Annotated in this window: 23 protein-coding genes and 1 tRNA gene; 3 read left to right on the top strand and 21 right to left on the bottom strand. The window is 47.9% G+C overall.

From position 1 onward, the window contains the following. Positions 1–85 precede the first annotated feature (85 nt). Complete coding sequence (locus tag M3M35_RS04945) at positions 86–2,620, bottom strand: M1 family metallopeptidase (protein ID WP_252749564.1); 2,535 nt, start codon at positions 2,618–2,620, stop codon at positions 86–88. A gap of 162 nt (positions 2,621–2,782) precedes the next feature. Between M3M35_RS04945 and M3M35_RS04940 the strand changes: the two genes are divergently transcribed. Beyond that, a complete protein-coding gene (locus M3M35_RS04940; RefSeq protein WP_252749563.1) occupies positions 2,783–3,970 on the top strand; it encodes an MFS transporter in 1,188 nt (395 codons plus the stop codon). Between the two features lie 59 nt (positions 3,971–4,029). Here M3M35_RS04940 and M3M35_RS04935 read toward each other — a convergent pair whose 3' ends face one another. The 11 genes from M3M35_RS04935 to yycF form a co-directional block, all read right to left on the bottom strand. Further along, a complete protein-coding gene (locus M3M35_RS04935; protein WP_252749562.1) occupies positions 4,030–4,179 on the bottom strand; it encodes a hypothetical protein in 150 nt (49 codons plus the stop codon). Between the two features lie 48 nt (positions 4,180–4,227). Beyond that, positions 4,228–5,010: a sulfite exporter TauE/SafE family protein gene (locus tag M3M35_RS04930; protein ID WP_252749561.1), complete on the bottom strand. Its 783-nt coding sequence runs from the start codon at positions 5,008–5,010 to the stop codon at positions 4,228–4,230. A 128-nt stretch (positions 5,011–5,138) separates the two neighbouring features. Continuing rightward, positions 5,139–6,959: a pyruvate oxidase gene (gene spxB / locus M3M35_RS04925; protein ID WP_252749560.1), complete on the bottom strand. Its 1,821-nt coding sequence runs from the start codon at positions 6,957–6,959 to the stop codon at positions 5,139–5,141. A gap of 131 nt (positions 6,960–7,090) precedes the next feature. Continuing rightward, entirely contained in the window at positions 7,091–7,849 is a 759-nt protein-coding gene (locus M3M35_RS04920) for a YibE/F family protein (RefSeq protein WP_252749559.1), read from the bottom strand. Beyond that, a complete protein-coding gene (locus tag M3M35_RS04915) occupies positions 7,846–8,952 on the bottom strand; it encodes a YibE/F family protein (protein ID WP_252750700.1) in 1,107 nt (368 codons plus the stop codon). The genes M3M35_RS04920 and M3M35_RS04915 overlap by 4 nt, the downstream gene beginning before the upstream one ends. A gap of 25 nt (positions 8,953–8,977) precedes the next feature. Continuing rightward, the gene (gene rlmH, locus M3M35_RS04910) at positions 8,978–9,457 is read right to left on the bottom strand and encodes a 23S rRNA (pseudouridine(1915)-N(3))-methyltransferase RlmH (RefSeq protein ID WP_252749558.1); all 480 of its coding nucleotides are present in this window, start codon (positions 9,455–9,457) and stop codon (positions 8,978–8,980) included. Between the two features lie 505 nt (positions 9,458–9,962). Further along, positions 9,963–10,763 (bottom strand): MBL fold metallo-hydrolase, encoded by an 801-nt coding sequence (locus M3M35_RS04905; RefSeq protein WP_252749557.1) that lies wholly within the window; start codon positions 10,761–10,763, stop codon positions 9,963–9,965. Next, on the bottom strand, positions 10,763–11,605 hold the full coding sequence (locus tag M3M35_RS04900; protein ID WP_252749556.1) for a two-component system regulatory protein YycI: 843 nt from the start codon (positions 11,603–11,605) through the stop codon (positions 10,763–10,765). The genes M3M35_RS04905 and M3M35_RS04900 overlap by 1 nt, the downstream gene beginning before the upstream one ends. Further along, positions 11,605–12,930 carry a YycH family regulatory protein gene (locus tag M3M35_RS04895; RefSeq protein ID WP_252749555.1) on the bottom strand — a complete coding sequence of 442 codons (1,326 nt, stop codon included), beginning with the start codon at positions 12,928–12,930 and terminating at the stop codon, positions 11,605–11,607. Before M3M35_RS04895 ends, M3M35_RS04900 begins: the two co-directional genes overlap by 1 nt. Then, positions 12,914–14,758, bottom strand: coding sequence for a cell wall metabolism sensor histidine kinase WalK (gene walK, locus M3M35_RS04890; RefSeq protein ID WP_252749554.1), 1,845 nt, complete (start codon positions 14,756–14,758; stop codon positions 12,914–12,916). The genes M3M35_RS04895 and walK overlap by 17 nt, the downstream gene beginning before the upstream one ends. A gap of 30 nt (positions 14,759–14,788) precedes the next feature. Further along, positions 14,789–15,502, bottom strand: coding sequence for a response regulator YycF (yycF, locus tag M3M35_RS04885; protein ID WP_252749553.1), 714 nt, complete (start codon positions 15,500–15,502; stop codon positions 14,789–14,791). 210 nt (positions 15,503–15,712) lie between these two features. Here yycF and M3M35_RS04880 point away from each other — a divergent pair. After that, positions 15,713–15,785: transfer RNA gene (locus M3M35_RS04880), tRNA-Lys, on the top strand. Positions 15,786–15,872: 87 nt separating this feature from the next. Continuing rightward, on the top strand, positions 15,873–16,787 hold the full coding sequence (locus M3M35_RS04875; RefSeq protein WP_252749552.1) for a prenyltransferase: 915 nt from the start codon (positions 15,873–15,875) through the stop codon (positions 16,785–16,787). Between the two features lie 38 nt (positions 16,788–16,825). On the opposite strand, the gene M3M35_RS04870 is transcribed toward M3M35_RS04875, so the two are convergent. The 9 genes from M3M35_RS04870 to gyrA form a co-directional block, all read right to left on the bottom strand. Beyond that, on the bottom strand, positions 16,826–17,770 hold the full coding sequence (locus M3M35_RS04870) for a DMT family transporter (protein ID WP_252749551.1): 945 nt from the start codon (positions 17,768–17,770) through the stop codon (positions 16,826–16,828). A gap of 139 nt (positions 17,771–17,909) precedes the next feature. Beyond that, entirely contained in the window at positions 17,910–18,881 is a 972-nt protein-coding gene (locus M3M35_RS04865; RefSeq protein ID WP_252749550.1) for a GMP reductase, read from the bottom strand. 130 nt (positions 18,882–19,011) lie between these two features. After that, entirely contained in the window at positions 19,012–20,415 is a 1,404-nt protein-coding gene (gene dnaB / locus M3M35_RS04860; RefSeq protein WP_252749549.1) for a replicative DNA helicase, read from the bottom strand. Between the two features lie 32 nt (positions 20,416–20,447). Next, complete coding sequence (gene rplI / locus M3M35_RS04855; protein WP_252749548.1) at positions 20,448–20,900, bottom strand: 50S ribosomal protein L9; 453 nt, start codon at positions 20,898–20,900, stop codon at positions 20,448–20,450. 48 nt (positions 20,901–20,948) lie between these two features. Continuing rightward, on the bottom strand, positions 20,949–22,970 hold the full coding sequence (locus M3M35_RS04850; protein ID WP_252749547.1) for a DHH family phosphoesterase: 2,022 nt from the start codon (positions 22,968–22,970) through the stop codon (positions 20,949–20,951). Positions 22,971–23,122: 152 nt separating this feature from the next. Further along, positions 23,123–23,374 carry a 30S ribosomal protein S18 gene (gene rpsR, locus M3M35_RS04845; RefSeq protein WP_252749546.1) on the bottom strand — a complete coding sequence of 84 codons (252 nt, stop codon included), beginning with the start codon at positions 23,372–23,374 and terminating at the stop codon, positions 23,123–23,125. A gap of 41 nt (positions 23,375–23,415) precedes the next feature. Continuing rightward, on the bottom strand, positions 23,416–23,940 hold the full coding sequence (gene ssb / locus M3M35_RS04840; protein ID WP_252749545.1) for a single-stranded DNA-binding protein: 525 nt from the start codon (positions 23,938–23,940) through the stop codon (positions 23,416–23,418). A 30-nt stretch (positions 23,941–23,970) separates the two neighbouring features. Continuing rightward, complete coding sequence (gene rpsF / locus M3M35_RS04835; RefSeq protein WP_252749544.1) at positions 23,971–24,264, bottom strand: 30S ribosomal protein S6; 294 nt, start codon at positions 24,262–24,264, stop codon at positions 23,971–23,973. Between the two features lie 197 nt (positions 24,265–24,461). Next, positions 24,462–26,945, bottom strand: coding sequence for a DNA gyrase subunit A (gene gyrA, locus M3M35_RS04830; RefSeq protein ID WP_252750699.1), 2,484 nt, complete (start codon positions 26,943–26,945; stop codon positions 24,462–24,464). Position 26,946: the final 1 nt, after the last annotated feature.

The raw sequence follows: 26,946 nt of genomic DNA, 5'->3' as shown, positions 1-26,946 counted from the left end.
CAAAAAAAGTCAAAAAATTATTTAACTAGATTCTAAACAAAAAGGACCCGCTTGCAAAGCAGGTCCTTTCCTTAATTAAATTACATTAAACATTGCGCGTAAGTTCTTTTAAGACCGCAGCTTGTTCCCCGGCAATCAAATCAACCTTCCCGGAGATTGTCCGCGTATCCATCTTAATTTCTCGTTCTAATCCCGGTGTTTCCAATTTTGGTTCAAAGAACGCTTTAAATTCTGCTAGTCGCTCTGGGGTGTGGAAAATCCGGGCTGTCACCGTAATGAAAGTCGCAAATTCCATATCTCCACCGACAGTTGCTTCGAGCCAATCCCAATTATTCCGAATCCAATCCCACGCTACCTGTTGGTTTAACTCATTAGCAAGTAAGCCACGGTACCATGCCCGTAAATCTTGGGGTTTAATGACATCCGCATTCTTAAATTGCGAAACGAGCCGTTCGGCTAACTGCGGATCAGCTACATTAGGAACTGCAGCTGCTAAATCTTCTCGGTAGTTAACGTCATTCGTTGTGGTGTAATCCGTCAACAACTGGTCAAAGAGGTCCGCACTACCATAATTTTGCACTTCATTCTTTAAAATCAAAGCCCGAACGTCCGCTGGCAGAGAAACCAAGCCCGCGTGGTGGTCAGTGAAAATGGTGTGGGCTTGTTCAATGATATCCGGTAATTGCGCGTACAGAGCCGCATTAAATACAATCGGCCGGACCTTTTGATCATCATTCGACTCGCCAGTTCGTGGTAGTAACCCTAACCGGTTCACGTTAGCTTGCACTAACTTGCCAAAGAACTCGCGTAGCTCTTGTTCAGCAGGAGAACCAGGCGTTACAAACATCTTCAGTGAGTTTGCAACGGCATAGAGTTCGGCATTCACAATCGCCGATTCACTCTCTGCAAACTGTTGAAGCAACGGAATTAACCGTGCGTAATCAATCCGTTGGGCACTAGCTAACAGGCGCAGGTCCTGTAAAATTTGCCGTTGATCAATCGGCGTTAACGTTTCAACGTCCTCTAGAATGTCGGCCAATAACTCTGGATCATATTGCACAACTACGTGGGAGTTGTTACCAACGTTTACTCGGAACGGGATTCCTGCTTGCTTTCGCAAGGACTTGTAATCACCAAGTTTTAGCTCTGGTTTATCCATAATTTGAGGCGCTGCCGCGTAGTTACTATCTAACGGAATCTGCCATTGCCGGCCCTTGTCCGTTCCGCCTCCGATAAAGAATTGTTGTTGCCGTAAGGTTAACTGGCCATCATCCGTCACGGTCGCAGAAACCACTGGGTAACCGGGTTGTTCCAACCATGAATTCATGATCTTCCCAATCTCTAAACCAGAAGCATCCCCGAGAGCTTGCCACAAATCCTTCCCCTCGGCGTTTCCATACTGGTGCGCAACAAAGTACTGGCGCAGCCCCTTCCGTAAGGCATCGTCCCCTAACAAGGCCCGTACCATTACTAACATCCGAGCTCCCTTGGCGTAGACAATTGCCCCGTCAAAGAGCGCGTCAATCTCCGCTGGATTATTTACGGCTACGTGCACTGACTGAACTCCATCCGTAGCGTCCCGTGATAGGGCCATGGGAACTTCGGACGTCTGAAACATTTCCCACACGTGCCAATCGGGCTGAAGGGCATCAACGGCCACGTATTCCATCATGTTGGCAAAACTTTCGTTTAACCACAAATCATCCCACCATTTCATGGTCACTAGGTCCCCAAACCATTGGTGAGCCAGTTCGTGGGTAATAACCGTCGCCACGACTTCCTTCGTTTCTAACGGGGTATTGTCAGGATCCAGTAATAACAGTGCTTCTCGGTAGGTAATTAACCCCCAGTTTTCCATTGCCCCAGCCGAAAAGTCAGGAAGTGCAAGCTGCCAAGAATGTGGCAACGGATAAGGAGTTTGGTAGAAGTCTTCATAAAACTCGATGGCGCGCTTCGCAATGTCTAGGGCAAAGTCGAGTTCCTTCGGTTGGTGAGCCTTGGTAGCAAAAACGCCGACTTCGACTCCACTCTTAGTGGTCGTCATCTTACTCTGGAGATCTCCAAAGGCAAATGCCACTAAGTAGGTCGACATTTTCAGGGTCTGGGCAAAGTAGTGCACCCCATTTTCAACCCGTTCCTCTGGCATGTTGGCCAACACCGTTTCTCCCGGGTGTTCGTCAAATTTCAGTGCCAAACTAAACGTCGCTTTAGCTTCTGGCTCGTCGATACTAGGAAAGGCCTGCCGGGCAAACGTGGTTTCAAACTGGGTTCCAACCACCTGCTTCTTTTCTCCCGCTACTTCATAGTAAGAAGGGTAAATACCCATCATGGTATCAGTCAACGGGGCTTGGTAGTCCAGTTCGAGTTCAACTGCTCCTGCAGCCGGTAACTCAATGCGGATTGCTTCTGCCTCATCATCAGTTGTAAAGGGAACCGGATTGCCGTTGGCCCGAACCTGACTAACCTGTAAATCCTTTTGGTTAACCGCAATCTTGGCTTGACTAGCATTCCCACGAATCTTCGTGGTTCCCGTAATTGTTTTCTGTTCCCGGTTAACATCAATGAATAAATCATAGTGTTCCGGTTGAAACAGGGGATAAAACCGTTCAATTCCTGCCATCGTTTCCACTCCTTTAAGATTCTAGCGTTATAAATTGTCTTAATTGTACACAATTTTCGGATTATTCGGAACCATTTTGTTTTGCTACGCTTTAGTTCTCTTCTAACATAAATTGCCGTATAATAAACTTTTAACAACCAATTTACTAAGTGAGGAATCAGCATGAGTAAGGAAACCAGACGCGCGATTTTCATAATTATCGCGGCCAATTTTATTATTTGTTTAGGGTGGAGTTTAGTTATTCCGGTCGAACCCTTCATCAAAAATGAATATCATTTAACGGCGGGAGAAATGGGCATGATGACGTCCCTATTTGCGTTTACCCAATTTCTCTTTTCACCACTCGTCGGGCGCCTCTCCGACCGAGTTGGCCGGGCGCCAATTTTAACGGTCGGTCTGTTTCTCTTTGCCTTTTCCCAGTTTATCTTTGCTCTCGCCAACTCACTGTTGTGGTTTGACCTTTCCCGGCTAATCGGTGGGGTGGCCGCAGCAATGGTGGGAACGACCTCCATGGCCCTTGCGGCTGATTTGTCCAGCGAACGGGAACGGGCGCGGGTAATTGGCTGGATCTCCGCCGCCTTTAGCGGAGGGCTCATCATTGGACCCGGGATCGGGGGCATCCTTGCCAATTTAAGTTATAAGACGCCCTTCTGGTTTGCCGGAGTCTCTGGAATCTTGGCAGCCCTAGTCTTTATCTTTGGAATGCCCAGCCACCTCAAAGAACGCAGCCACGGCAAGCTGGTTGATGGCGTGCCCCTCCGTACCGGTAGCTTCAAACAACTTTTAAATAAGTCGATCATTACCCTCTTTTTCATGATTCTAGTGGCCTCCTTTGGGTTAGCCGGGTTTGAAAGCATCTATACCCTCTACGTCAACCAGGTCTTCCACTTCTCACTCAATCAAATCGCCCTCGTGTTAATTCTCAATGGAATTTTCTCCCTCTTTTTACAGGTAGTCCTCTTTGACCGCCTGGTTAACTGGGTCGGAGAGATTGGCCTAACGCGCATCTGTTTTTTAGTCAGCATGGCCGGGATTCTCTGGATCCTCGTTGCCCACACGGCGGTGGAAGTGATTGTCGCCACCCTGCTAATCTTCTGTGCCTTTGACGTTCTCCGACCTGCGATTACCACATTGTTGACGCGCTTTGGAAAGAACAATCAGGGGCTGATCAACGGGGTGAACATGTCTCTAACCAGCATTGGAAACATCGCCGGCCCCATCTTTGCGGGAACCCTCATGGATCAAAATCCGAGTCTGCCCTACCTGATCGTTGCGATCATCATGTTCTGTTCGGCGCTGATTACTTGGGTAGTTAGTTACGAAATGAAACAACAACGGTCCACGCAATGACCTTAACCAATAAAAAAAGAACCTTTCTAACGGAAAGGTTCTTTTTTGTGGGCTACACCCTAACGATGCTCTAACGCACAGGCAATGCTGTGGGCTAACATCCCAAAGATCATCATGTACATTGAAATCATCATCCCATCGGGCAATGCCATAAATAAAATCAACGTGATAATCCAGTAAATCGAAAGCAGCCAGTAAAATAACTTCATCGGGGAACCTCCTCATTCAGATTATTCACATTCTAACATTGATTTTATTTAAAAATAAGCCTTGACAAATAGGTCCGCAGCGAGTAAGAATGCTGCAATCGCAATTAGGAACCGGAGAACCTTAATGTTGACACGCCGCACAATCAACGGTCCGCAGTAACCTCCGATTAGCAAGCCAATTCCCAACGGTAAAACGGCATGCCAAGCCACCGTCGTGGTCATGATAAAGTACGCTGACGAACAAATGTTACAAGCAAACGTCATCACGTTTTTGACGGCATTGTACTTGGCAAAGCTTTCCCGGGTAATCACCGCTAAAATTGCTAATAACACTACCCCACCGGCAGCTCCAAAGTAACCTAGATAACCACCTACCAGGACAATCCCTAGGTAACTAGCTAACGTAAGCACTTTATGGCGGGTAGGATGCATTGCTTCTCGTTGCAAGCGTTCTTCTTCCTTAAGTTCCTTCCCCCGACCGGAAAGTAATAACATAATTCCGGCTACCAGGATGAAGAAGGGCACGACCTTTTCAAAGGTCGATGCCGGGGCAACCAATAGGAGGGCACTCCCACTCACACTTCCAATCACCGCTAGGATGGTATACCCAAGCGCCCGGCGCCACTGACCGTGCAGTTCCTTTAGGGACGCTGGAATGGCGCCCACCCCGGTAAAAATGAGGGAAACCGTATTCGTCACGTTCGCAATTACGGGCGGAATCCCAACTAATAATAGCGCCGGATAAGATGCGATTGAAGCGAGCCCCGCAATGGTGGCCATTAAGCCCGCTACAATCCCCGCGGCTAATAAGAAAATAAACTGTAAAATCATGTACTCTAAACCCCTCTTTGTAAGTTAATTTACCACTCTGTCTGTTTCATTATAGTATAAATAATCAATTGGATAAAATTAACTAAAAAAGCACCTCCATAGTTGGAGGTGCTTTTCGCGAATCTACGTTACAGTTCTACTTGGTATTCATCAAAGTAGTGTTGCAGTGGTTGTAAGTCTTCACCATCATAAATCGCAAAGAAGTCGGCCAAACTATACTGCTGTTGGTCCCCTTTATCCTTGCGGAAGTTCGGGCTAACCGTTTCGACTACCTTACCATCTTGGATCTTAACCACTAAGTCTTCCACAGGAAGGGCCCGGTGGTCGTTAATCATTACATCCAGCAAGAACGGACGTCCTGCTTTAACAGCTGCAACGGCTTGATCAAAGGCCGCCGGTAACTCTACATAGTTCGTAACCCGAACGGCATCTAAGCCCATTCCCTTGGCAATCATTGCAAAGTCTTGGGGTTGCAAATCCAGGCCGAAGTATGGCATTGCTAGGTCTTCTTGCTCCCCTTTAATGAAGCTCAAATCTCCATTTTGGGTCACGATGTTAATGATTGGTAACTGGTACTTAACTTCTGTAACCAAGTCTTGCATTACCATGGACAGCGCTCCGTCTCCGGCAATGTTAAAGACTTGCTTGTCCGGTTCGTCTAACTTAGCTGCGATGGCTCCGGGAACTCCGGAACCCATCGTAGCAAACAGAGCGGAAATGACCCACTTTGTACGATCCGTGAGGTTTAAGTATCTAAAGGTACTGATGATGTTATCACCAACGTCAACGGAGTAGACAGCGTCTGGTTCTGAAATCCGGTTAATTTGCTTGTAAACCTGTGCTGGACTCAAACTGTCGGCGTCACTATCCATCATTTTCTGAATGTAAGCCTTCCAGTTTTGCATGTTCGCAACGGCGGCCTTAAAGAACGGCCGCGCTGGAACTGCTTCTGACTGCGCAATTGCCTTTTCCACAAACTGCGTCGCATCTGACCAGATGGCCAAATCCGGAACGTGGTGGCGACCTAGTTGAACCGTCTGATTATCAACTTGAATGTACTTAAATTCGTGACTAGCGTAAACGCTGTGGGCGAAGGCAAAGTCACCACCAATGGCAATTACGAGGTCAGCAGTAGCTAAAATTTCATCCGCTGGCTTCGAAGCAGCTCGGTTCGCTGTGCCTAGGTTCCCTTCGTAGGCTTCGTTAACATATCCTTGGGCTAACCCATCCATAATAAGAGGAATTTGTAACCGTTTGGATAGTTCAATCAACTGATCCCCACCAGCCTTAATTCCGCGACCAACGTGAATTACCGGGCGCTTAGCTTCCTTTACCATGGCTAAGAATTGGGCGACTTCGTCATCAGTCGCAACTGGTTGCGGGGCCGGTTTCTCGTAAGTTGCTGAAGCGGAATCGTAACGTACATCCGGAATTTCGGCGAACCCAAAGTCATTTGGAATTACCACTACGGCAACCCCTTTGTGCGCGTAGGCCGCGTGAATTGCTTGGTCTACCACGTGCGGTAAACTTTCGGGACTCATTACTACTCGATCGTAAACCGAAACGTCTTCAAACATGGGCACTTCTGGAAATTCTTGGAAGTAGTCATAGTTCATGTTCGTATGCGGAACTTGACCTACCAGTGCTAACACCGGCACTTTATCTTCCTTTGCATCGTACAATCCGTTTAACAGGTTAACTGCTCCGGGACCAGCGGACCCAAAGGCCACACCAATGTGACCAGTTAGCTTCGCATGAGCGGCCGCTGCGAGCGCACCCACCTGTTCGTGACGAATCTGAACGTAGTTAATGTTCTCTTTTTCAACGTCTAGGGCGTGCAGCGTCGAGTTGATGGACCCACCTGGGTAACCATACACATCTTTCACACCGTAAGCCTCTAAGACCTTCAGCATTGCCACTGCAGCAGGAACTTTGTTTACATCTTTCATAAGGATTCCCTCCATTTCTTACTATTAGCTTAGCACTATTTGAAAACGCTTACAACAAATTATCCTCCCGCTAACCCTAGTTTTTTACTTCACAAACTGTCCGCGGGCGTAATCCTTCAACCGGATGACCCTTAGTCCTTAACCTGGTGTCGTTTGCGGTAAAGTACCACGCCAATCGTAACGGGAATCGTCAAGATTACCCCGATAGCGGAAATGATTGTCATGATTAGTTCCGCGACAAAAATTTTGTCGTTGATAATCATCCCCAGCGTGTAGTGCAACCGGGCAAACCAGATAAAGAGGCCTAGAAGTTCCCCGTAAAACCCAAAGAACAGGGTATTAAAGGCCGTCCCCACGATTTCTTGGCCAACGCGCATTCCAGTGCGAATCAACTGCTGGTCACTAATCGTGGCATCGTGATCCTCCAGTTCGACTAACCCGGTCGCAACCGCCACAGCGGCCTCTGCTACCGCCCCTAGACAGCTCAAAATCGTCATCGCACAGGAAACATCTAGAAACCGGACCCCTAGTTGCAGGGATAGTCCTTCCAAGTCTTCCGTATTTTCGACTCCAAAACCCTGCACCTGGGCCCAGTGTTCAATCGGAATGATCAATAAAATTACTAAGCCAACCACGATGATGGACGTCAAAAACGCAATGTCAGCATTGCGCCCCTGTTGATTACCAAAGTAAATGGAAACTACGAGGATAATCACCGCATTACACAACGTCACAATCAGGTAAGGAATCCCCCAGGAAATCAAGACTACGGATAAAAAGACCACCGCAAAGTTAAACAGCAACCCGAGAAACGAAACTAGCCCCTGTTTACCACCAGCTAGTAACATCGCTCCCAGTAATACCAACACTAGGGCACTAATCGTACTCATTTGAACACCTTCATTTCACAAATGCCACCGGCTAACAACCCCGTAATCGGAACGGTTAGCGCAATTCCAATTCCACTTATCAAACTCTGGACGATTCCTAATGACATAATCATTGAGTAAGAATAGCCCCAACTATTTCCGTTCTTTAAAAACAGTACCATCATGGGAAAGGTACTAGCCACAAAGATTAAAAAGAGCACGTTAATCAGGGGACCCATGATGGAGCGACCAATCTTACGGGCATTCGCAAACAACTCGGCAAATCGCATGGTCGGTTGCTCGCGATAGATTGCAAAAACACTCGACGTGATGTCTGCTGAAAGGTCCATGATCGCTCCGAGCGAGCCAATCATACTCCCTGCAAAAAAGAGTGGCAGCCGTTGCTGGGTCACGTAGTCCATCATTTCAAATTTCATGCCCCGTTGGTGCGTTCCCATCAGCACTAACCAGGCAATTAGCAACGCCGCGGCGGTCCCCAAAATGGTAGCAATAATTGCCACCAGGGTTTCCTTGGAGCGCCCAAAGATTAGCAAGGCCGTTACGATCGTAAACACCACCGCAAGGAGACTAAACAGCACGAAGGGATTCCAATCCGTATGCACATCCAACTCCACGACTACCATGAACAACAAGGCATTTACTACTAGGCTGAGGAGCGCCATCGACCCACGAAACTTTAGGATGAGTAACAGCAGACTCACGGTTAACCACACCAAAAAGACCACCACGGTATCCCGTTTAAAGCCGTTAATGAGACCGGATCGGTTGCGTTGGGAGTTCCCACCCAGGTGTAAAAAAACCTGTTGACCCGGGTGATATTCCTGATCGGTGGCGTTTGAGCGCGAAAATTGATTTTGCACCCGCAACGTTTGGCCCCGTTTTTTCCCATTGAGGATTTTGAGGGTCACCGTTTGGTTTTGCTGGTAATCCTGATTCCGAAACTCATCCGTCGTTTTCATCCGCGGACCGTTTTTAACCTGCTGGACCTCAGCCACGGTCTGACTGTATAGCGGTGCATCGTAATGGGTCAATAAAACGGCGACTAGCCCCACGACTAGCACCACTAATAACCACCACCATTTAACTGTGATGCGGGGTTGCATTCTTTTCAAAGTAATTCCTTCTTTCCTATTTGTGGTACGGACTGTTGCTATTAATCATGAAGGCCCGATAAATTTGTTCACATAAGACCACCCGCATTAACTGATGAGGAAGGGTGAACTTCCCAAACGATAGCTGATCGTCAGCCCGCTTTAGGACCGCTGGGGCTAATCCCAGTGAACCGCCAATGATAAAGGTCAGGTCCGAATGACCATACGTCGTCAGGTCTTTAATCTGCTGCGCAAAGGCCTCTGACGTGCGTTCGGTCCCGTTAATCGCCAATGCAAACACGTACTCACGCTCACTCACCTTGGCCAGAATTCGGTCGCCCTCTTTCGCCTGCACCTGCTCCATCTCAGCAGAACTTAATGATTCCGGAGCTTTTTCATCCCGGACTTCAATCATTTTAACCTTACAAAAGCGCGATAACCGCTTTTGGTACTCAGCAATGGCCGCCGCAAAGTACTTTTCCTTTAGTTTTCCAACTACTACCAGTTTGATGTTCATAACTACCAGCCTTTCAACAGTTTATCCACAAAGTTATCCACAGGCAGTGGCTAGTTTTCCGCAATTTATGGAAATTTCCCCACCTGTCTTTTTCCCAGCTTTGTCAACAAGTTTTTTAGTTATCCACAATTAGCACAGCAACATTTGTTCGTTAACACATCGAAAAAGGCCGTGAAACGCCGTTATTATCAGCTTTAAAAATCGAACAAAAATGTTCCATAAAGTTATTAACAATCCCTGTGGATAACTTCCAAGAAGTTATTCACGGAGATTATTCCGCATCCGCACGCGCTTTTGCTCATCACCGAAAACTTATCCACAAAGTTATCAACAGGAATTTCCCCCACCAGCTGCACGCTTGATAATTTCTTGCATTTCAGCATTGTGGAACTTTTTTTGTTCGGAATTACTGAAAATTTGAGCCGGATTTCCGCTCAGCCAAAATCAGCAATTTGCCCGCCATTAAAAAAACACGGTTCATCGCTGAATAGAACCGTGTCGTTTCCTATAACTTAATTAACGGAGAGGGCTGTTCGACGTCCGTATCAAAGAGTTCAAAATCTTGACCAACTCCAAATCCATGATTCTTCATGACCGACGCCACGGTCAGGCGCGCGAGCGCTTTGGTGTTATTGTGATGACTCCGGTGCGCCAGAAAAATACGCTTGGTTTGTGGACCCATCACGTCCATTAAGATCTCCGTACTAGCCTGGTTAGACAAGTGACCGGTGTCGCTGTTAATTCGTAGCTTCGTGGAATACGAATAATCCCCATTCATTAGCATGTCTGGATCATAATTGCACTCAAATAAATACGCATCCGCATTCCGGATCAAACCCGCGACCCGGTCAGAAACTGAGCCGGTGTCCGTGATGATCACAAAACTTTTTCCGTGATGGTGATAGTTATAGAACTGCGCCTGCGCTGCGTCATGCGCGACCGTGAAGCTTTCGACGTCCAAATCACCCCATAACTCGGTGGTATTGGGGTCAAACACAAACTTTTGCTCCAGCGGAACCGCGCCGATTTTTTGGTCCATCGCCTTCCAGGTCGCCTCGTTTGCATACACGTTCATCCCATATTTTCGGGCTAAAATGCCAACTCCCTTAGCGTGGTCCGTATGTTCGTGCGTAACGAGCATGGTGTCGACATCGGCAAGGTCCTTCCCGATGCCTTCCATTAACCGTTTAATCCGAATCCCCGAGAGCCCTGCATCTTGAATAATTTTGTGCTGGGGCGTTTCAATGTACGTGCAATTGCCCCCACTGCCACTCGACAATACACTGATTTTAAACTCATCATTCATTAGTTTTTCACGCTTTCCACTTTCGCAGTTCCGTTTGGTTGTTCTTGCACCTTTTCCGTATTAAACGAGGCCCCGTTTAAGGCATTAATCCGTTTAATTTGTACCTTCGGATTCGACTTCGTGTTCATCGCGATGACCCAGGTCGGAATATAAACTTCCTTACCACTTAATTCCAAGAAGCGAGTATACGCTAACTTTTTCCACAAAATCTTGGCGTTATTCGGTAACTCGTTATATTGATACAAACTAATCACCGCCCGTTCCTCCGTAATGAGGTCCGCTTTATCATGCAGAATCTTGACGTTTCCAAGTTCGCGTTGGGTATAGCCAATCACTCGTTGGTTCGCAACGCTAAACGTCAGTTGCGCGTTCGAAGAGAAGAAGGGTCCCACTGGACTTTGTTGGGCATAAACCACCTTGGTCCGGGTGGACAAATCCGGATCATACCGATACTGCTTCGCATCCAGCACAAACCCGGATCGCTCCCGCAGCAACTTGGTAATCGTCCGCTCCGGATGCGTTGCAGAAACCTTCACGGGCGTCCGCAAATCGCTAATGATCGCTCCGTTCTCACTGCGCGCGTTCTGATCCTTTAACGTTGCCAACCGATTCCCCAAGTCCGTTTGTGGTTCAGCCGACAAATAGTAGCCCGTGTGCTTAGCAGTACTCAAGGGGCCCACCGTAATGTTGTCCCGTTTCATGTCTTTGATAATCGTGGTGTTCACATTGCCAGCGTTCGCACTGTCATCCTGAACCTTACTATTCTTCGTCATCATGAACAAAAACACGTCAATCACAATGAAAGCAATCAAGAAGATTCCTTGAATTCGTTTAAAATTCATTAGAAGTTCTCCTTTCGGGCCTTAGTAACGTTCCCCTGTTGCAAGTCAACGTAATTAACCCACTGATTATTATACTTTACAAACCAGCTGGGCCGCAGCAGTACCAGTAACTTATGCTCGTCATTGGGCACAATTTGGTACCCGATCTGCACGTTACTAATCCGTTTCGTATCAACGTTTGCCTGGGCCAGTTGGGCTAACATCGTCTTACTGCTAGGGAGCGTGGTCTGCTGTTCATCAGTCGGTACCGGAATTTGAAAATCGCGCAGGGAGAATTGGTAACGTTCTGAAGCTCCATTCACGTACTGATAGGAGTAATTACCCAGTTGCTGATTACCAAAGATTGGGAAGCCATCGATAAAGGAGCGATAGCTGACCGTCTTATTCTGCGCCTGGTAGGCATCAAACTGCGATGACGCCAGGGGAACCCCAAGTTGAACCGCGTTTTGGTACGCCACCTTGAGCGCATCCTCCTCCGTTTTAACCGTTTTTTGGGGCCGAAAGTTATTGTAGGTCACGTCGTCATTGGCCGAAAAGGTCAACTCCTGGTTCGCAGAAGCGTAGGTCGTTTCCCCCTGATGGTGTTTGACGGTCGTATCGGTACTATTGCCAATGATCCGACTCAAATAGGTGGACTGGGATTGTTCCTGCAACATGTACCCGTAGTCTTTGAGCTGGACGGCGTGTGGGAAGTATAAGAACGGTTTGTTGTTAAGGGCCCGGATTTCAACCCGATTACTAGCTACGTCGTGTCGCAACGTCCGTTTTAGGTGAGCAAGGTTCAGCTGCTGCACGGAGGCCTCGTACACTTGATAGTTCTGATCGGTTAAAAAGTAAATTTTCCCCTTCTCATTCAGCGGAATCACAATCCGTTGCACCTTCAGTTGCTTTGAAAAGAGCTGTGGTTGCTTTAAAACCTGCCCTAACATCTGTCCCGCGAGGGCGTTATTGTAATTCAACATGATTGAATTTGGCTGGTTTAAGACGTCAAAATACCGTTGCTCATGCTTGGTACTAATGCGATGTAAATCAGTCATCTGGGTCCCTCGGAGCTGTTTTACAATCGTCCCCACTAGGTTGACGGTTGATGACGTCAACATGGTTTGATGGTGGTGCTGATTCGTTTTAATGACCCGCAGAGGAGAATATACGTCCTGTAACGGACGCACGTTCGCGTCGTTATGGAGAGCAACGGCCCGATTTTGATGCGTCCGACTGCTAAAGCGGGCTGGATTCGTCAGTAAAGAAACCGACAGGCCGACACTAATCAGGACGGCGATTGCCAGCGCAACTGGTAAAAAATAGCGTTTAAGCTTCTCCATCATCCCAGAGATCCTCCTCAATTGGTTCATACGGAAGGGAGATATAGAAAGTCGAACCCTTTCCTTCCGTACTTGCTACCCGAATGTCACCACCAAACGATTCGATGATTTCCTTTGAAATCGCTAATCCAAGGCCACTACCCCCTTGCGCCCGGGACCGCGCCTTATCTACCCGGTAGAACCGGTCAAAAATGTGTTTTAATGCACTCTGAGGCATCCCGAGGCCTTGGTCACTGATGCTCAAGACGATCCGATTATGATTCTCATACAGCCGACAGGTAATCGTGCCCCCGTCTGGAGAATACTTCACCGCGTTGTTCATCACGTTATCAAGCACCTGGGTGAAGCGGTCGGGATCGACCTCCGCCCATAAGTCCTGGTGCGTAAATTCGCGCTTAATCCGGTAGTGTTTCTCAGCATCGTTTTTCACAATCATATCAAACCGGTCCAAGATGTAGTTAAACAACTTGTTGATGTTGACGAGCTCGGTGTTATACTTCTGGGTTCCAGAATCCATCCGTGACAACGTCAATAAGTCATTAATCATCCGAATCATCCGATCTGTTTCATCCTGCGTCACGTGCAAAAACTTCGGCGCCAGTTCGGGATCTTCCCAGGCCCCGTCTGAGAGCGCCTCTAAGTAAGAATGCACACTGGTTAACGGCGTGCGCAGTTCGTGGGAAACGTTTGACACGAACTGACGACGGTCCTCATCAATTTTTTGTTGGGCGGTTACATCGTGGAACACGCAAACCAACCCATTAATAAAGCCAGACTTTCGTTGAATTAGAGAAAAGTGCGCCGATAAAATCAAGCGCCGTTCCGGAGTCGAAAAGTCTAGGTACACCTGCCCCGGATCTTCAATTAAATCCCGCAAGTTAAACTGATCCTGCAAATTTAAAACCTGCAGAATCGGTTTGCCGACCACTGCCTGCTTGGTGGTGCCCAGTAACTCGAGCGCTTCGTCGTTAACGATGGTAACGAGACCACGCCGATCGGTGGCCACCACGCCGTCGGTCATGTTATCCAACACAGAATCCAGCCGGCGCCGTTCGGACTCTGTCGATTCCTGGGACTCTTCCACCTGCACCGACAGGTTATTAACGGCGTGCGCCAGTTGGCCTAATTCATCGTTGCCATAGACCTGGACGTGTCCCGAGTAATCCCCCCGGGCAATTTGTTCGGTTTGGCGTTTCAATTCGTCAATCGGTTTCGTAATCGCCCGCGAGATAATGAGGGTCAATAGTAACCCTAAAATAATCGAAAGCACCGCGGCAAACAGGTAAATAATCGTGATGTTATTAATATTGTGGTAAACCTGACTGAGGTTCGCCCGAATGTAAACGACCCCTTCGATGTTGTTCTGATTTTTAGCGCTGTTAATCAGCGGCGTTACCAGCACGTAATACCGATTATTGTTACTTGAGGTCGTTTTTTCAATCGTCTTACTACTGTACAGAGCACTCTTAACGTCTCCGTCGGTGTTTTTCTGTCCGACCAGCGACTGTTCGTTATTTTGGTTAGTTCCCCGGATGTTACCCCGGGCATCAACCACGGTGACCTCCGCGTTATTACTAATATCGGCATCCTGCAGAATCGTTTGAATTTGCTTATTTGCCTTAATTTGGTTGCGACTGGCAAGTTGCTTTTTTAGCGACGTATTGATGTATGGTTTCAGTTGCAACGATGCTTTAAACGTGTTGAGGTTTTGGTACTCCAACTGCCGCACAAACACGGCACCCACGGTTTCCAGCGTTAGCAGCATCATCAGCACGAACACCAGTGCAATTTTAAAGTGAATGGATTTAAAGAACTTCCATTTATGAGCCATTCTGCTGCTCCTTCAGTATCAGTGTTTAAGTTACTGGGCGTCCGGTGTATCGCGGACGTAATAACCGACACCCCGCCGGGTTACCAACCACTGCGGATGACTAGGATCATCCTCAATTTTTTCCCGTAACCGCCGGACGGTCACGTCCACGGTCCGCACGTCACCAAAGTAGTCATAACCCCACACCGTCTGTAAGAGGTGTTCCCGAGTCATCACCTGACCACTGTGTTGAGCGAGGTAGTGAATTAGTTCAAACTCCCGGTGGGTTAAATCAACCGGCGCCCCGTCCTTAGTTACCGAATAGGAATCGGGATGAATGGTCAAGTTTCCAATCGTCAGGTCCTGATTTTCTCCCGCTGCGGGACCCGCGGCTTCCGTTGCCACCGATTGCCGGCGCAAGTTGGCCTTCACGCGGGCAACCAGTTCGCGGTTAGAAAAGGGTTTCGTCACGTAATCATCAGCCCCGATTTCTAAACCTAGGACCTTGTCTAACTCCGAGTCCTTAGCAGTAACCATGATGATGGGCATGTCGTGGGTCTTGCGAATCTCCTTAGCGACCTCTAGCCCGTCCATTTTCGGCAACATCAGGTCTAAGATCACTAGATCCGGATGATCGTCTTCGACCTTGGCAAGGGCTTCCTCACCATCGTAGGCGACGATGACCTCGTATCCTTCTTTTTCTAAACTAAATTTTTCAATGTCTGTAATTGGTTTTTCGTCATCAACAACTAATATTTTGGCCATGATTATCAATGCTCCTACCATGTTTTTTTCGGTTTCAATCCAGAATTGATCAAGACTTATTCAATTGCTCAATCACAACTTAGTATATCACACCTCTAGACCGGGCTCCGCTTTGCAACCTAGCCGGCCCAACTCCGTTGCGATTTTTTTCGAAAAAAGTGTTGCACCACTAATGTGCCTATGCTAATATAATATATGTACTTTTGATTTGGGCAGTTAGCTCAGCTGGCAGAGCAACGGACTCTTAATCCGTGGGTCCAGGGTTCGATCCCCTGACTGCCCATCCCACAGAACGACTATGATGGTCGTTCTTTTTTTGTACCCAAATTCAGATACCGGTTGGCTAACTGCCACCAAGGAGACGATCACCATGAAAACCTGGCACCGCTTACTGCGTTTAACCCGGGTGCATTCTTTAATTGCATCCGTCCTTCCCTTTTGTTTGGGCCTGCTCTTCGCCCTCTTTCGCGATCACGAATTCAACTGGGGAAACAGCCTGCTTTTCTTTCTCATCACCTGTTTAATGCAGATCTTAGTTAATCTCTTTGATACCTATCAAGACTTTCAAAACGCACTTAAGTATCAGCTTAGTCCGGAAACGGATGACATTTTTGCTAAGGTGAAAAACAAGTCGGAAGCCCACCGTCTCAAACTCGCAATTTATGGCTTAACCGCCCTTGGGGGGCTATTAGCACTGTGGTTAGTTCTTCGTACCAGTCCTGTAATCTTAGGCCTCGGGCTACTCGGGACCGCCGTTGGTTATCTCTATAGCGGTGGTCCTCACCCGATCCAAAATGGTCCGGCTGGAGACGTCGCCTCTGGGCTCATCATGGGCTACATCATTACCCTCGCCACCGTTTTGATCAACATCCAGCCCGCTCAGTACCACTGGGCGCTGGTGGGAGAAATCCTGCTCGTCGCTGGAATCGCGATCTGTGCGATTACGAACATCAGTCTTGCTAATAACCTCTGTGACTACGAAGAAGACGTTAAATTCCACCGGTTCACCAGCGTCAGCTACTTAGGCAAGGAAGGGACGCTACGTTTTTACGCCTGCAACTATCTGCTTGGTTATGGGTGTCTGCTCGCCGCCATCTGCCTTGGTTGGTTACCGGTTTCAACCTGCCTAGTCTTCGTTACCATTCCGTTGGTAATTAAGAACACCCGCCGGTTTTGGCAGGTCCAGAGTAAGCAACAAACCTTTGTCCTTACGATTCGCAATGACATCGCCATTACCCTCGCGGTCGTGGTGGCTACCATCATTTTTATCCTGTTTCAGGTCTAACTAAAAAGCGTGTTGCAAAAACTGCAACACGCTTTTTTTTATTCGCTTGATTTTACGTCAATCCGATATCCGTACAGGGTAATCAACGAACTAACGATGATAATGGCAACCCCGATGATGGTTGGCAAGCTAATGTTTTCCCCGATTAGGAAGAAGGCGAAGATTGGCGAAAGCACCGGTTTAAAGAAGAACACCAGTGAGGCCATCGTAACGCCCCCTTCTTGTAGAGCGAGGAAGTAAAAGGCAAAACCCCCACCGGTAACCGCGACCCCGACAAACAGTAAGATCCAGAGGTTTGGCAGGTTCACGTTGGTAAGGATGGGAATTGCCGCAAACGGTTTTAACCAACTCACGGAGCGCATGGCTGCCGCTACTGGCGGTAATTTCGTGATTAGAATAATCACCAGTAACTCCAGTGCTCCTGCAATAAAGGTGAAGCTGGTCATCACGACCCCGTCAAGTTCCACCCGCAGGGAGGCAGCTTGCGACATGATGCTATAAAACCCAAACGTTGCGGCCGCCAGGATGGCAAAGAAAATCCCGAGCGGGTCCGTTAACTTAAAGGGATCCACGATTACCAGTAACCCAATCACGGACAGAATCAACGAAATAATGTCCGTTCGTGACACGTTCTCATGCAAAATCAGGTACGCAAAGATTAATGCAAAGACTGGATTACAACTAAACAGAACGGCGACAATGGCCGGTTCTCCGTATTCAATCGCCAGTTGGTAGAGCGTCATAGAAACGACGACACACAAAAAACCGGTGAGAGAAAAGACCTTCCAATCGGCGAGCTGGATGCGCCGGTGCTGCTTTTTTAAGTGCGCAGCGGCAAAGGGCAGGATCACCAAGCCCCCAAGGGTAAACCGAATCAGGTTCAACTGAATTGGGTTAAATTGGTTCCCCGCTGCTTTCAAGGCAATTTCCATTAAACTAAATAACACCGTTGAAAGTAAAACGTATATTAATGATTTTTTCATTGGTTTGGATTCTCCTCTTCCTTTCCAAAATACAAAAAAAATGCGGAAATTGCAAATTAAGCTAAAAAAAGCACCCCAGAATTGGGATGCTTTTTAGTTTAGTGGTGAGGTATGTTTCACATGAAACAAATCGCATGATCTAATCACCGTTATAAATCGTATCTTTCACAATTACGTAATCAACCGTTCGTAGGGCCTTTAAATCCCGGCCTCCGGCGTAAGAGATTGAGGATTGCAAGTCTTCCTTCATTTCTTGCAACGTATCGTAGATGCTGCCCTTATACGGCACCAGCAATTTCTTGCCTTCCACGTTATGGTAAGCACCCTTTTGGTATTCAGACGCCGACCCAAAGTATTCCTTGTACTTCCGGCCAGCTTCTTCAACTTCTTTTCCGGGTGATTCTAGGTGCCCCGCAAACAGCGAGCCAATCATACACATCGTGGCTCCAAACCGTAAGGACTTCGCAATGTCACCATCCGTCCGAATTCCACCATCGGCCACAATTGGTTTCTGAGCGGCTTTAGCACAGTACCGAATGGCTGCCAACTGCCAGCCCCCGGTTCCAAATCCGGTCTTCACCTTCGTAATGCAGGCCTTTCCGGGACCCACCCCCACCTTGGTGGCATCGGCTCCAGCATTTTCTAAGGCCCGAACTCCCTCAGGAGTCCCCACGTTACCGGCAATTACAAACGCCGTAGGTAACTGTTCCTTAATGTACTTAATCATTTTAATGACGGAATCGGAGTAGCCGTGGGCAATGTCGATTGTAATGTATTCTGGTTGTAAGTCATCAGCCGCTAAGCTCGCAATGAAATCATATTCAGCGGGCTTGACGCCGACGCTAATTGACGCAAATAAATCCTGGTCGTGCATCCGTTTAATAAAATCGTGCCGGGCTTCCGGTTGAAACCGGTGCATTACGTAAAAATACCCATTTTGCGCCAACGAAACGGCCAACTCTTCGTTAATCACGGTTTGCATGTTCGCCGGTACCACGGGGAGCTTAAACTGCCGTCCCCCAAATTCCACCGTTGTATCGCATTCACTACGTGAGTTAACAATACACTTGTTGGGGATCAATTGAATGTCATTATAATCAAATACTTCCATGCTTTTCTCTCCTATTCACGAACATTAATCTTTATTTAAATTCTTTCATTCGCGGACCTTCCATATCATACCGAAGCCACCTGCAATAGTCAATTAATTAACCAAAAAAACAGCATCCCAGCGGATCCTGTTATTCGTGTGCATATGAAATTGAAGAAAACTTATTAAACGATTTTACAAACAAGAGCTTAACCGTTCCACGGGGTCCCGAACGGTTCTTTTCGATGATAATCTCAACTTCACCCACGTTATCATCATCGGGAGCTGGGGCATTCGCCCCTTGCTCGTCCTCGTTTGCACCTTCGCGCTCGTAATAATCATCCCGATACAAGAAGGCCACAATGTCCGCATCCTGTTCGATTGAACCAGATTCCCGAATATCGGAAAGCACCGGCCGCTTATCCTGCCGTTGTTCCACGCCCCGGGACAGTTGTGATAAAGCAATAATTGGCACCTGCAACTCATTGGCGAGTTTCTTTAACTGCCGTGAGATTTCAGACACCTCTTGTTGCCGGCTTTCCCGGGTACTTCCTTCAATCAACTGCAGGTAGTCAATCACGATTAAGCCCAAGCCACCATCAGGATCGCGGTCGGCTTCCTTCTTCAACCGCCGACAGTTCGCCCGGATGGAGGCAATTCGCGCTCCCGGAGTATCGTCAATAAAAATCTTGGCGTTCGACAACGTTCCCATGGCAACCGTTAAACTATTCCATTCGTCGGAGCTCAGTTCCCCCGTCCGCAGGTGGTTCGCATCAATACTGCCTTCCGCACATAGCATCCGGTTAACCAGAGATTCGGCACTCATTTCCAAACTGAACAGGGCCACCGTCTTATTGGTCTTCGTTCCAACGTTTTGGGCAATGTTTAGGGCAAAGGCCGTTTTCCCCACCGCGGGCCGTGCGGCTAAAATCACTAATTCGCCCGGATGGAGTCCGGTGGTCATCTGGTCCAGGGCTTTGTAACCAGTCGGCAGGCCGGTCACATCGTCGCCACCGTTTTCAGACAACTCGTTAATCTTTTCAAAGGCCTGCGTCAAGACATCACGAATGGGTTGAAACCCACTCTGATTGCGATCCTCCGACACATCCATGATTTCCCGTTCTGCGTTATCTAAGAGGGTGTCTAGGTCTTCATCCTCATCGTAACCATCAGTGGCAATCTTAGTCGCCGTTTGAATTAGGCGGCGGAGAACCGCCTTTTTACTCACAATTTTGGCGTAATATCCCAAGTTAGCGGCGGTTGGAACCGATTCTGCGAGTTCGACGATAGCTGAAACTCCGCCAACGTCTTCTAGTTGGTCCTGACTTTTCAATCGGTCGGTCACCGTTACGGCATCAATTCCTTCATCCTGATCCGCTAAGTCAACCATTGCTTGGTAAATTAATTGATGAGATCGCTTGTAAAAATCAGCGGCCTGTAAAATTTCCATGGCCTCGGGTAACGACGAAGGAGCTAAGAAAAGTGAACCCAGGACCGCCTTTTCCGCTTCAATACTATGCGGGGGCGTGTGGTCCGTTAACACATCGTTATTCATGCTCTAACCCTTTTCTAATGTAGCGCATTGATTTATTTTTCGGCAACGTGGACCCGAATTTTAGCCGTCACGTTGGGGTGCAGCTTTACGGGGACGTTGGTGTAACCCATTGCTTTAATGGGTTCAGCGAGTTCAATCTTACGCTTATCAATTTTTACTTGGTATTGTGTGGCCAATGCCTGCGCAATTTGTTTGCTAGTAATGGAACCAAACAAACGTCCGTCTTTGCCGGATTTAGCCCGTAGTTCCACTACCGTGTCATCCTTTTCCAAAAAGGCTTGTTGTTGCTTTGCTTCTTCTAATTCTTCTTCGGCATTTTCGGCCGCGTGTTTTTGTTGTGCTTTCACCCGGCTAACTGATGATTTAGTTGCTGGTTCAGCGAGGCCGTTCTTAATCAAATAGTTTTGGGCATACCCAGCTGGCACCTGTTTGATTTCGCCCCGTTTTCCTTTACCGCGCACATCTTCTAGAAAAATAACTTGCATAATCATTCACTCCTTTTGATCTAATGTAACAAATTTACTGCGTTCATGCTATTCGTCTGCCGGTGCATTGTCTAAGAGACTGGTTTTAATCGTCGTTTGTAACAATTCACTAGCTTCTGGAACGGTTTGGTCGGTCAACTGGGTAGCTCCCGCGCCTAAGTGACCGCCACCGCCCAGTTGCTCCATAATTAATTGGACGTTAATCGTCCCCGTACTGCGAGCTGAAATCCCAACGTTGCCATCCTGACGCCGAAAGACCACGAACGAGGCTTCGACCCCGTCTACAGACAGCAAGGAATCCACTGCCTTCGCCGCGGTCACTGAATCATACGCTACCTCGTCTTCGGCCGTAATTAGGGCAATGTGATCACTTTCAAATTTTACCAACGAAATCAGATGGTTCTCATCCATGTAATTTTTCACGTTTTCCTTCATGAACGAGGCAATTTCCTCTACATTGGCGCCCGCCGACCGTAAGTAACTGGCCGCATCAAACGTCCGGGTTCCGGTTTTAACCGTAAATGATTGGGTATCCACCACAATCCCGGTCAACATCGCGGTTGCTTCCAACTCGTTCATTGGATCAGCAGACTGCGACTGGTATTCAAACATTTCCGTGATTAATTCACACGCAGACGAAGCGTAGGGTTCCACGTACGCCAGCAACGGATTCGGCGGGAAATCTTCTCCGCGCCGGTGGTGGTCAATGATGACCACCCGGTTTTCGAGCTTCTGGTACAGCTCCTGGGCGACGCCAATCTTTGGATTGGAGTGGTCCACCATAATCATTAGGCTATCATCTGTCGTTAATTTAACCGCCTCATCGGTGCTGATGATGGAAGCTTCGATGTCTGGGTAGTCCTTGATTTTATCCAAGAGGCGCCGAATGTCTGTGTGTACATCTTGATCATCAAAGACAATGTAACACTTCTTGCCATTCATTTGCGCAATCCGGCGAATCCCTAGGGCTGCCCCCCAAGAATCCATGTCGGGCTGTTTGTGTCCGTCCACAAAGATCTGGTCGGCCGTGCCCATTAATTGCACTAGGGCGTGCGTGATCATCCGTGCCCGAACCCGGGTCCGTTTCTCCATCGGGTTTGTCTTGCCCCCGAAGAAAACGGCCTTCCCGTCCTTAGACTTAATCACGGCTTGATCTCCACCCCGGCCCAGCGCGAGGTCCAAATTATTTTGAGCTAAATCGGCCAGTTGGTTCAGGTCCGTATCACCATACGCAATCCCAATGCTCAACGTGATCGGGAAGTTCTGTTGCACCGTTCCCTTCCGGATTGTGTCGAGAATGTTAAACTTATCGGCTTCAACGGCCTTTAACGAGCGCACGTACATCATAATCGAATAGTGCTCGGCATCGATTCGTTTGAGATAAATCCCGTACTGTTGTGCCCATTCGGTTAACTTATTCGTGACGTAGTTTCGCAAGTTTGAAATTTCTTGGTCCGACATAGATTGACTAACCTCATCAAAATTATCGAGGTAAATCTCCCCAATGGCCACTTTCTCGTTTTCATACTGCACTTCCACCTCAGCGTAGTGCGTGATGTCCATAAGGTAAATGGTCCGGTACTGCCGTTGAATCAAAATGTTAAAGTGTCGCCCGTTCCAGGTGGCTTCAAACGGATCATCCTGATCCCAGTTGGTCTGAATCACCTGCGCGAGGTGGGGAGCAACTTGTTCCAGCTGCTTGCCTACCACCCGGTCCGTTTTAAAATAAGGTTGCAAATATGGATTAATCCAGCTAACCCGTTGTTGGCTATCTAAAATTAAAACCCCCAACGGCATTTCCAACATTGATTCTTGTTCCCCCCGTTTGATTAGGTACGAGAGGCTGTCCATGTAATTATTGGCCTTTTGTTCGACCACGTTTAGTTCTTTACTTACAAAGAAGAGACCCACGCAGGCCAGCATCAGGAGAACTACCCCAACCCACACGTTGTAAACAAACGCAATTACCAGACCCAAGACCAAGTTCAGGGAAATGAAAATGGCGATGTTACGCAGGTGTCGATTATGCATAAAAGGTGGCAACGCCAGCGTTGTGTTTTCCTTTTTCATCATTTGCTCCTTTACTCAATGGGGATCTATTACGCTTTATTTTATCACAAACTCTGCCCTAAAAAGGGGTGAATCCGATCTACCGAACCAGGCCGAATTGCAGCAAAGAAAAAAGAGCTTCTCATCTCTGAGAAACTCTTTGCAACTGCCCATTAGTCTTCAACAACGAATGGTAACAAGCCCATAATCCGAGCCCGTTTAATGGCAATTGTTAATTTCCGTTGGTTCTTAGCGCTAGTTCCCGTTACTCGACGTGGTAAAATCTTACCCCGTTCTGAGATGAACCGCTTTAATAAATCAACATCTTTGTAATCAATGTAGTCAATGTGGTTTGCAGCGATGAAGTCAACCTTCCGACGCCGACGTCCACCTCTTCTACCTCTTGCGTGTCTTTGTTCAGCCATGTGTAATCCCCTCCTCGTTCGTTAATCAGATTTGTCCCACTTTAGAATGGCAAATCATCATCGGAAATATCGATTTGGTCCCCTGAACCGGCAAACGGATCGGCAGAATTATCATTCCCATTGCTAGGATTACTCTGGTTTGCACCATTGTGATCAGCTTGGCCACCGAAGTTATTCGATTGCGGAGTTCCAAATGGATTTTGTTGAGGAGCTTGGTTGCCAGCGTTGTTGCCTGATTGACCACTATTCCGTGGTTCCAACAGGGTAAAGTTTTCAACAACGACTTCAGTTACATAAACTCGTTGGCCCTGCTTGTTTTCATAGTTCCGCGTTTGCAAACGGCCTTCTACTCCAAGCAATGACCCTTTATGAACGAAGTTGGCAAGGTTTTCAGCTGATTTCCGCCAAATAACACAATTAACGAAGTCAGCTTCCCGGTCACCATTTTGATTGGTGAAGCGACGATCAACGGCTAGGGTAAAGGAACCCACGGCTGCCCCGCTTTGGGTGTATCGTAAATCGACATCTCGTGTTAATCGTCCCGTTAGGACCACGGTATTAATCATACTGAAACGCTCCTCTCGTTCTTAAACAGCTTATTTATCACGTTTAACAGTCATTTGCCGTAAAATGTTGTCACTAAACTTCGACAACCGGTCGAATTCGTCGATTGCTCGACTGTCTTCAGCAGTTAAGTTTACCACGTGGTAGATTCCTTCGTTGAATCCATCAATTTCGTAAGCAAACCGCCGCTTCGACCAATCCTTTGAATCGATCAACTTGGCACCATTATCAGTCAAGATTTTGTCAAACCGTTCTACTAAAGCAGTTTTAGCAGCGTCGTCAAGATCAGGACGGATGATGTAAGTAATTTCATATTTGTTTTCCATGAATTTGCACCTCCTTATGGACTTTCGGCCCTCCAACGATTTGAAGGGCAAGGGTTGCAGTTTGACTCAGTGTCAATCTACAGCTTTACATTATAGCATTGCTTGGGTCCGTTGACAATCCACGAATGCGATTTACCGATACTTAGTTAACTACGTAAAAAAAGATGCCACCATGGCATCTTTTTTTCTTTTTTTATTTATTCATCATCAGTTGCTGGTGCACTTGCTACCGGAGTAGTCGGTTCATCATCCGTTTTCGTGACGATCGCCATCGTGGCCACCTTCGAATCTTCATCAATCCGAATCAGGTGAACCCCCATGGTTGCCCGGCCCGTTTCCGAAACGTTTTCCGTTGCGAACCGAATCATAACTCCCTGGTCGGTAATTAACATGATGTCTTCATCGCCGAGAACAACCCCCAGACCAACCACTGGTCCGTTTTTCTCAGTAACGTTGGACGTCTTAATTCCCTTACCGCCCCGGCCTTTAATTGGATACTGGTCAATTGGAGTCCGTTTTCCGTACCCCTTTTCGGAGATTACAAACACATCTCCACCAGGAACCAGCACGTCAGCACCAATTACGTAATCCTGGTCCCGGAGTTTCACACCCCGAACTCCAGTGGCAGAGCGGCCCATTGACCGAACGGCATTGACCTTAAAACTCACAGCGTAGCCCGCGTGCGTTCCAATGATGACATCATCGGTTTCACTTACTAACGAAACCTTGATTACTTCATCCGTGTCCCGCAGGTTAATGGCCTTGAGCCCGTTGTTTCTGATGTTGACAAACTCAGCTAACGGGGTCCGTTTGACCGTTCCCAGCTTCGTCGTAAAGAAGAGGTCCTTGTGAGCAACGTCTTCTGTATCACTAATGTCTAAGACGGTTTGAATCTTTTCGTGTTCACCCAGTTGCAAGAGGTTGACGATCGGAATTCCTTTCGCCGAGCGTCCGTATTCCGGGACTTCATAGGCCTTTAGGCTGTACACCTTCCCCGCCGTGGTGAAAAACAGCAGTTGGTCATGCGTGGAACCGGCCAGTAAGTGTTCAATGAAATCATCCTGGTTCACACCCATTCCCTTAATTCCACGGCCACCACGGTTCTGGGCCTTAAAGTCATCGGTTGGAATCCGCTTGATGTACCCGTTGTGCGTTAACGTAATGGTGACATTCTTGGCCTCGATGAGATCTTCGTCCTCGATGCTGGTAATTTCTCCCACCATCAATTCCGTCCGCCGGGCATCCCCAAACTTCTTTTGCGTCTCTAACAACTCGTTATAGATGATGTCTGTGACCCGGTCGTGACTATTTAAAATATCCCGGTAGTCGTTAATTTGTTCCAATAACTTTTGGTGTTCATCGGTGATTTTTCCGCGTTCTAGTCCGGTTAACCGAACCAACCGCATGTCTAAAATGGCCTGGGCCTGTTTGTCGTCTAACGCAAAGTTATCAATCAACTGTTGCTTGGCAATCTCACCCGTTTTGGAACTCCGAATGATCTGAATTACTTGGTCAATGTGGTCTAACGCCACCAGCAATCCGGCTAAAATGTGGGCCCGAGCTTCCGCTTTTTTCAGGTTAAAGCGTGTCCGCCGGGTAATGACGTCTACTTGGTAGTCCAAGTAGCTATTCAAAATCTCTCTGAGGCTCAAAACCTTGGGCGCTCCGTCAATAATTGCCAGCATATTAAAGCTGTACGAAGTTTGCATCAACGTCATCTTGTAGAGGTTGTTAAGTACCACTTCGGCACTGGCATCCCGGCGCACTTCGATAACGATCCGCATTCCTTCCCGGTCGGACTCGTCATTAATTGCCGTAATCCCGTTAATGCGTTTATCCCGAACTAAGTCCGCAATTCGTTCAATTAACTTTGCCTTGTTAACCATGTACGGTAACTCGGTTGCAACGATGGTTTGTTTTCCATGGCGGTCCTCTTCGATATCGACCTTAGCCCGCACCACGATGTTCCCGTGCCCCGTTTCATAGGCATGGCGAATCCCCGATTTCCCCATTACGATGCCTCCGGTTGGAAAATCAGGACCAGGTAGCACTTCCATCAATTCGTTGACCGTAGCTTCTGGTTTTTTCATCAGCAAGTGAATGGCCGAGATGACCTCACTTAAATTATGCGGCGGGATATTCGTGGCCATCCCCACCGCAATTCCGGTTGCTCCATTTAGCAACAGGTTCGGAATCCGGGCCGGGAGGACCACTGGTTCCCGTTCCGTGCCGTCGTAGTTCGGGGCAAAGTCAACAGTATCCTTGTTCAAATCCCGCAACATTTCTAGTGAAATCTTGCTTAAACGGGCTTCGGTATACCGCATGGCAGCGGCGCCGTCCCCGTCGACGGAGCCAAAGTTTCCGTGTCCGTCCACCAGCAGGTAGCGGTAGCTAAATTCCTGTGCCATCCGCACCATTGCCTCGTAAATGGAGCTATCCCCGTGGGGGTGATACTTCCCCATCACGTCCCCAACGATCCGGGCAGACTTCTTGTAGGGCTTATCGGGTGTCACTCCGAGTTGATCCATCCCGTACAAAATCCGCCGGTTCACGGGCTTTAAGCCATCCCGAACGTCTGGTAGCGCCCGCGCCACAATCACACTCATGGCATAGTCCAAAAATGAGGACTTCATTTTTTTCGACAATTCGACGTTGGTTATTCTAGTTTCTGGCGTTTCCATT

Origin of the sequence: Fructilactobacillus myrtifloralis (assembly GCF_024029335.1) — a bacterium.
GTDB classification, from domain to species: domain Bacteria; phylum Bacillota; class Bacilli; order Lactobacillales; family Lactobacillaceae; genus Fructilactobacillus; species Fructilactobacillus myrtifloralis.
Note: the sequence above shows the minus strand (reverse complement) of the source record. Positions and strands in the feature narration are given on the sequence as shown.

Coding starts and splice junctions, on each gene's coding strand:
- M3M35_RS04945 (WP_252749564.1), bottom strand. CDS start 2,620: ATGGCAGGAATTGAACGGTTTTATCCCCTGTTTCAACCGGAACACTAT.
- M3M35_RS04940 (WP_252749563.1), top strand. CDS start 2,783: ATGAGTAAGGAAACCAGACGCGCGATTTTCATAATTATCGCGGCCAAT.
- M3M35_RS04935 (WP_252749562.1), bottom strand. CDS start 4,179: ATGAAGTTATTTTACTGGCTGCTTTCGATTTACTGGATTATCACGTTG.
- M3M35_RS04930 (WP_252749561.1), bottom strand. CDS start 5,010: ATGATTTTACAGTTTATTTTCTTATTAGCCGCGGGGATTGTAGCGGGC.
- spxB (WP_252749560.1), bottom strand. CDS start 6,959: ATGAAAGATGTAAACAAAGTTCCTGCTGCAGTGGCAATGCTGAAGGTC.
- M3M35_RS04920 (WP_252749559.1), bottom strand. CDS start 7,849: ATGAGTACGATTAGTGCCCTAGTGTTGGTATTACTGGGAGCGATGTTA.
- M3M35_RS04915 (WP_252750700.1), bottom strand. CDS start 8,952: ATGCAACCCCGCATCACAGTTAAATGGTGGTGGTTATTAGTGGTGCTA.
- rlmH (WP_252749558.1), bottom strand. CDS start 9,457: ATGAACATCAAACTGGTAGTAGTTGGAAAACTAAAGGAAAAGTACTTT.
- M3M35_RS04905 (WP_252749557.1), bottom strand. CDS start 10,763: ATGAATGATGAGTTTAAAATCAGTGTATTGTCGAGTGGCAGTGGGGGC.
- M3M35_RS04900 (WP_252749556.1), bottom strand. CDS start 11,605: ATGAATTTTAAACGAATTCAAGGAATCTTCTTGATTGCTTTCATTGTG.
- M3M35_RS04895 (WP_252749555.1), bottom strand. CDS start 12,930: ATGATGGAGAAGCTTAAACGCTATTTTTTACCAGTTGCGCTGGCAATC.
- walK (WP_252749554.1), bottom strand. CDS start 14,758: ATGGCTCATAAATGGAAGTTCTTTAAATCCATTCACTTTAAAATTGCA.
- yycF (WP_252749553.1), bottom strand. CDS start 15,502: ATGGCCAAAATATTAGTTGTTGATGACGAAAAACCAATTACAGACATT.
- M3M35_RS04875 (WP_252749552.1), top strand. CDS start 15,873: ATGAAAACCTGGCACCGCTTACTGCGTTTAACCCGGGTGCATTCTTTA.
- M3M35_RS04870 (WP_252749551.1), bottom strand. CDS start 17,770: ATGAAAAAATCATTAATATACGTTTTACTTTCAACGGTGTTATTTAGT.
- M3M35_RS04865 (WP_252749550.1), bottom strand. CDS start 18,881: ATGGAAGTATTTGATTATAATGACATTCAATTGATCCCCAACAAGTGT.
- dnaB (WP_252749549.1), bottom strand. CDS start 20,415: ATGAATAACGATGTGTTAACGGACCACACGCCCCCGCATAGTATTGAA.
- rplI (WP_252749548.1), bottom strand. CDS start 20,900: ATGCAAGTTATTTTTCTAGAAGATGTGCGCGGTAAAGGAAAACGGGGC.
- M3M35_RS04850 (WP_252749547.1), bottom strand. CDS start 22,970: ATGAAAAAGGAAAACACAACGCTGGCGTTGCCACCTTTTATGCATAAT.
- rpsR (WP_252749546.1), bottom strand. CDS start 23,374: ATGGCTGAACAAAGACACGCAAGAGGTAGAAGAGGTGGACGTCGGCGT.
- ssb (WP_252749545.1), bottom strand. CDS start 23,940: ATGATTAATACCGTGGTCCTAACGGGACGATTAACACGAGATGTCGAT.
- rpsF (WP_252749544.1), bottom strand. CDS start 24,264: ATGGAAAACAAATATGAAATTACTTACATCATCCGTCCTGATCTTGAC.
- gyrA (WP_252750699.1), bottom strand. CDS start 26,945: ATGGAAACGCCAGAAACTAGAATAACCAACGTCGAATTGTCGAAAAAA.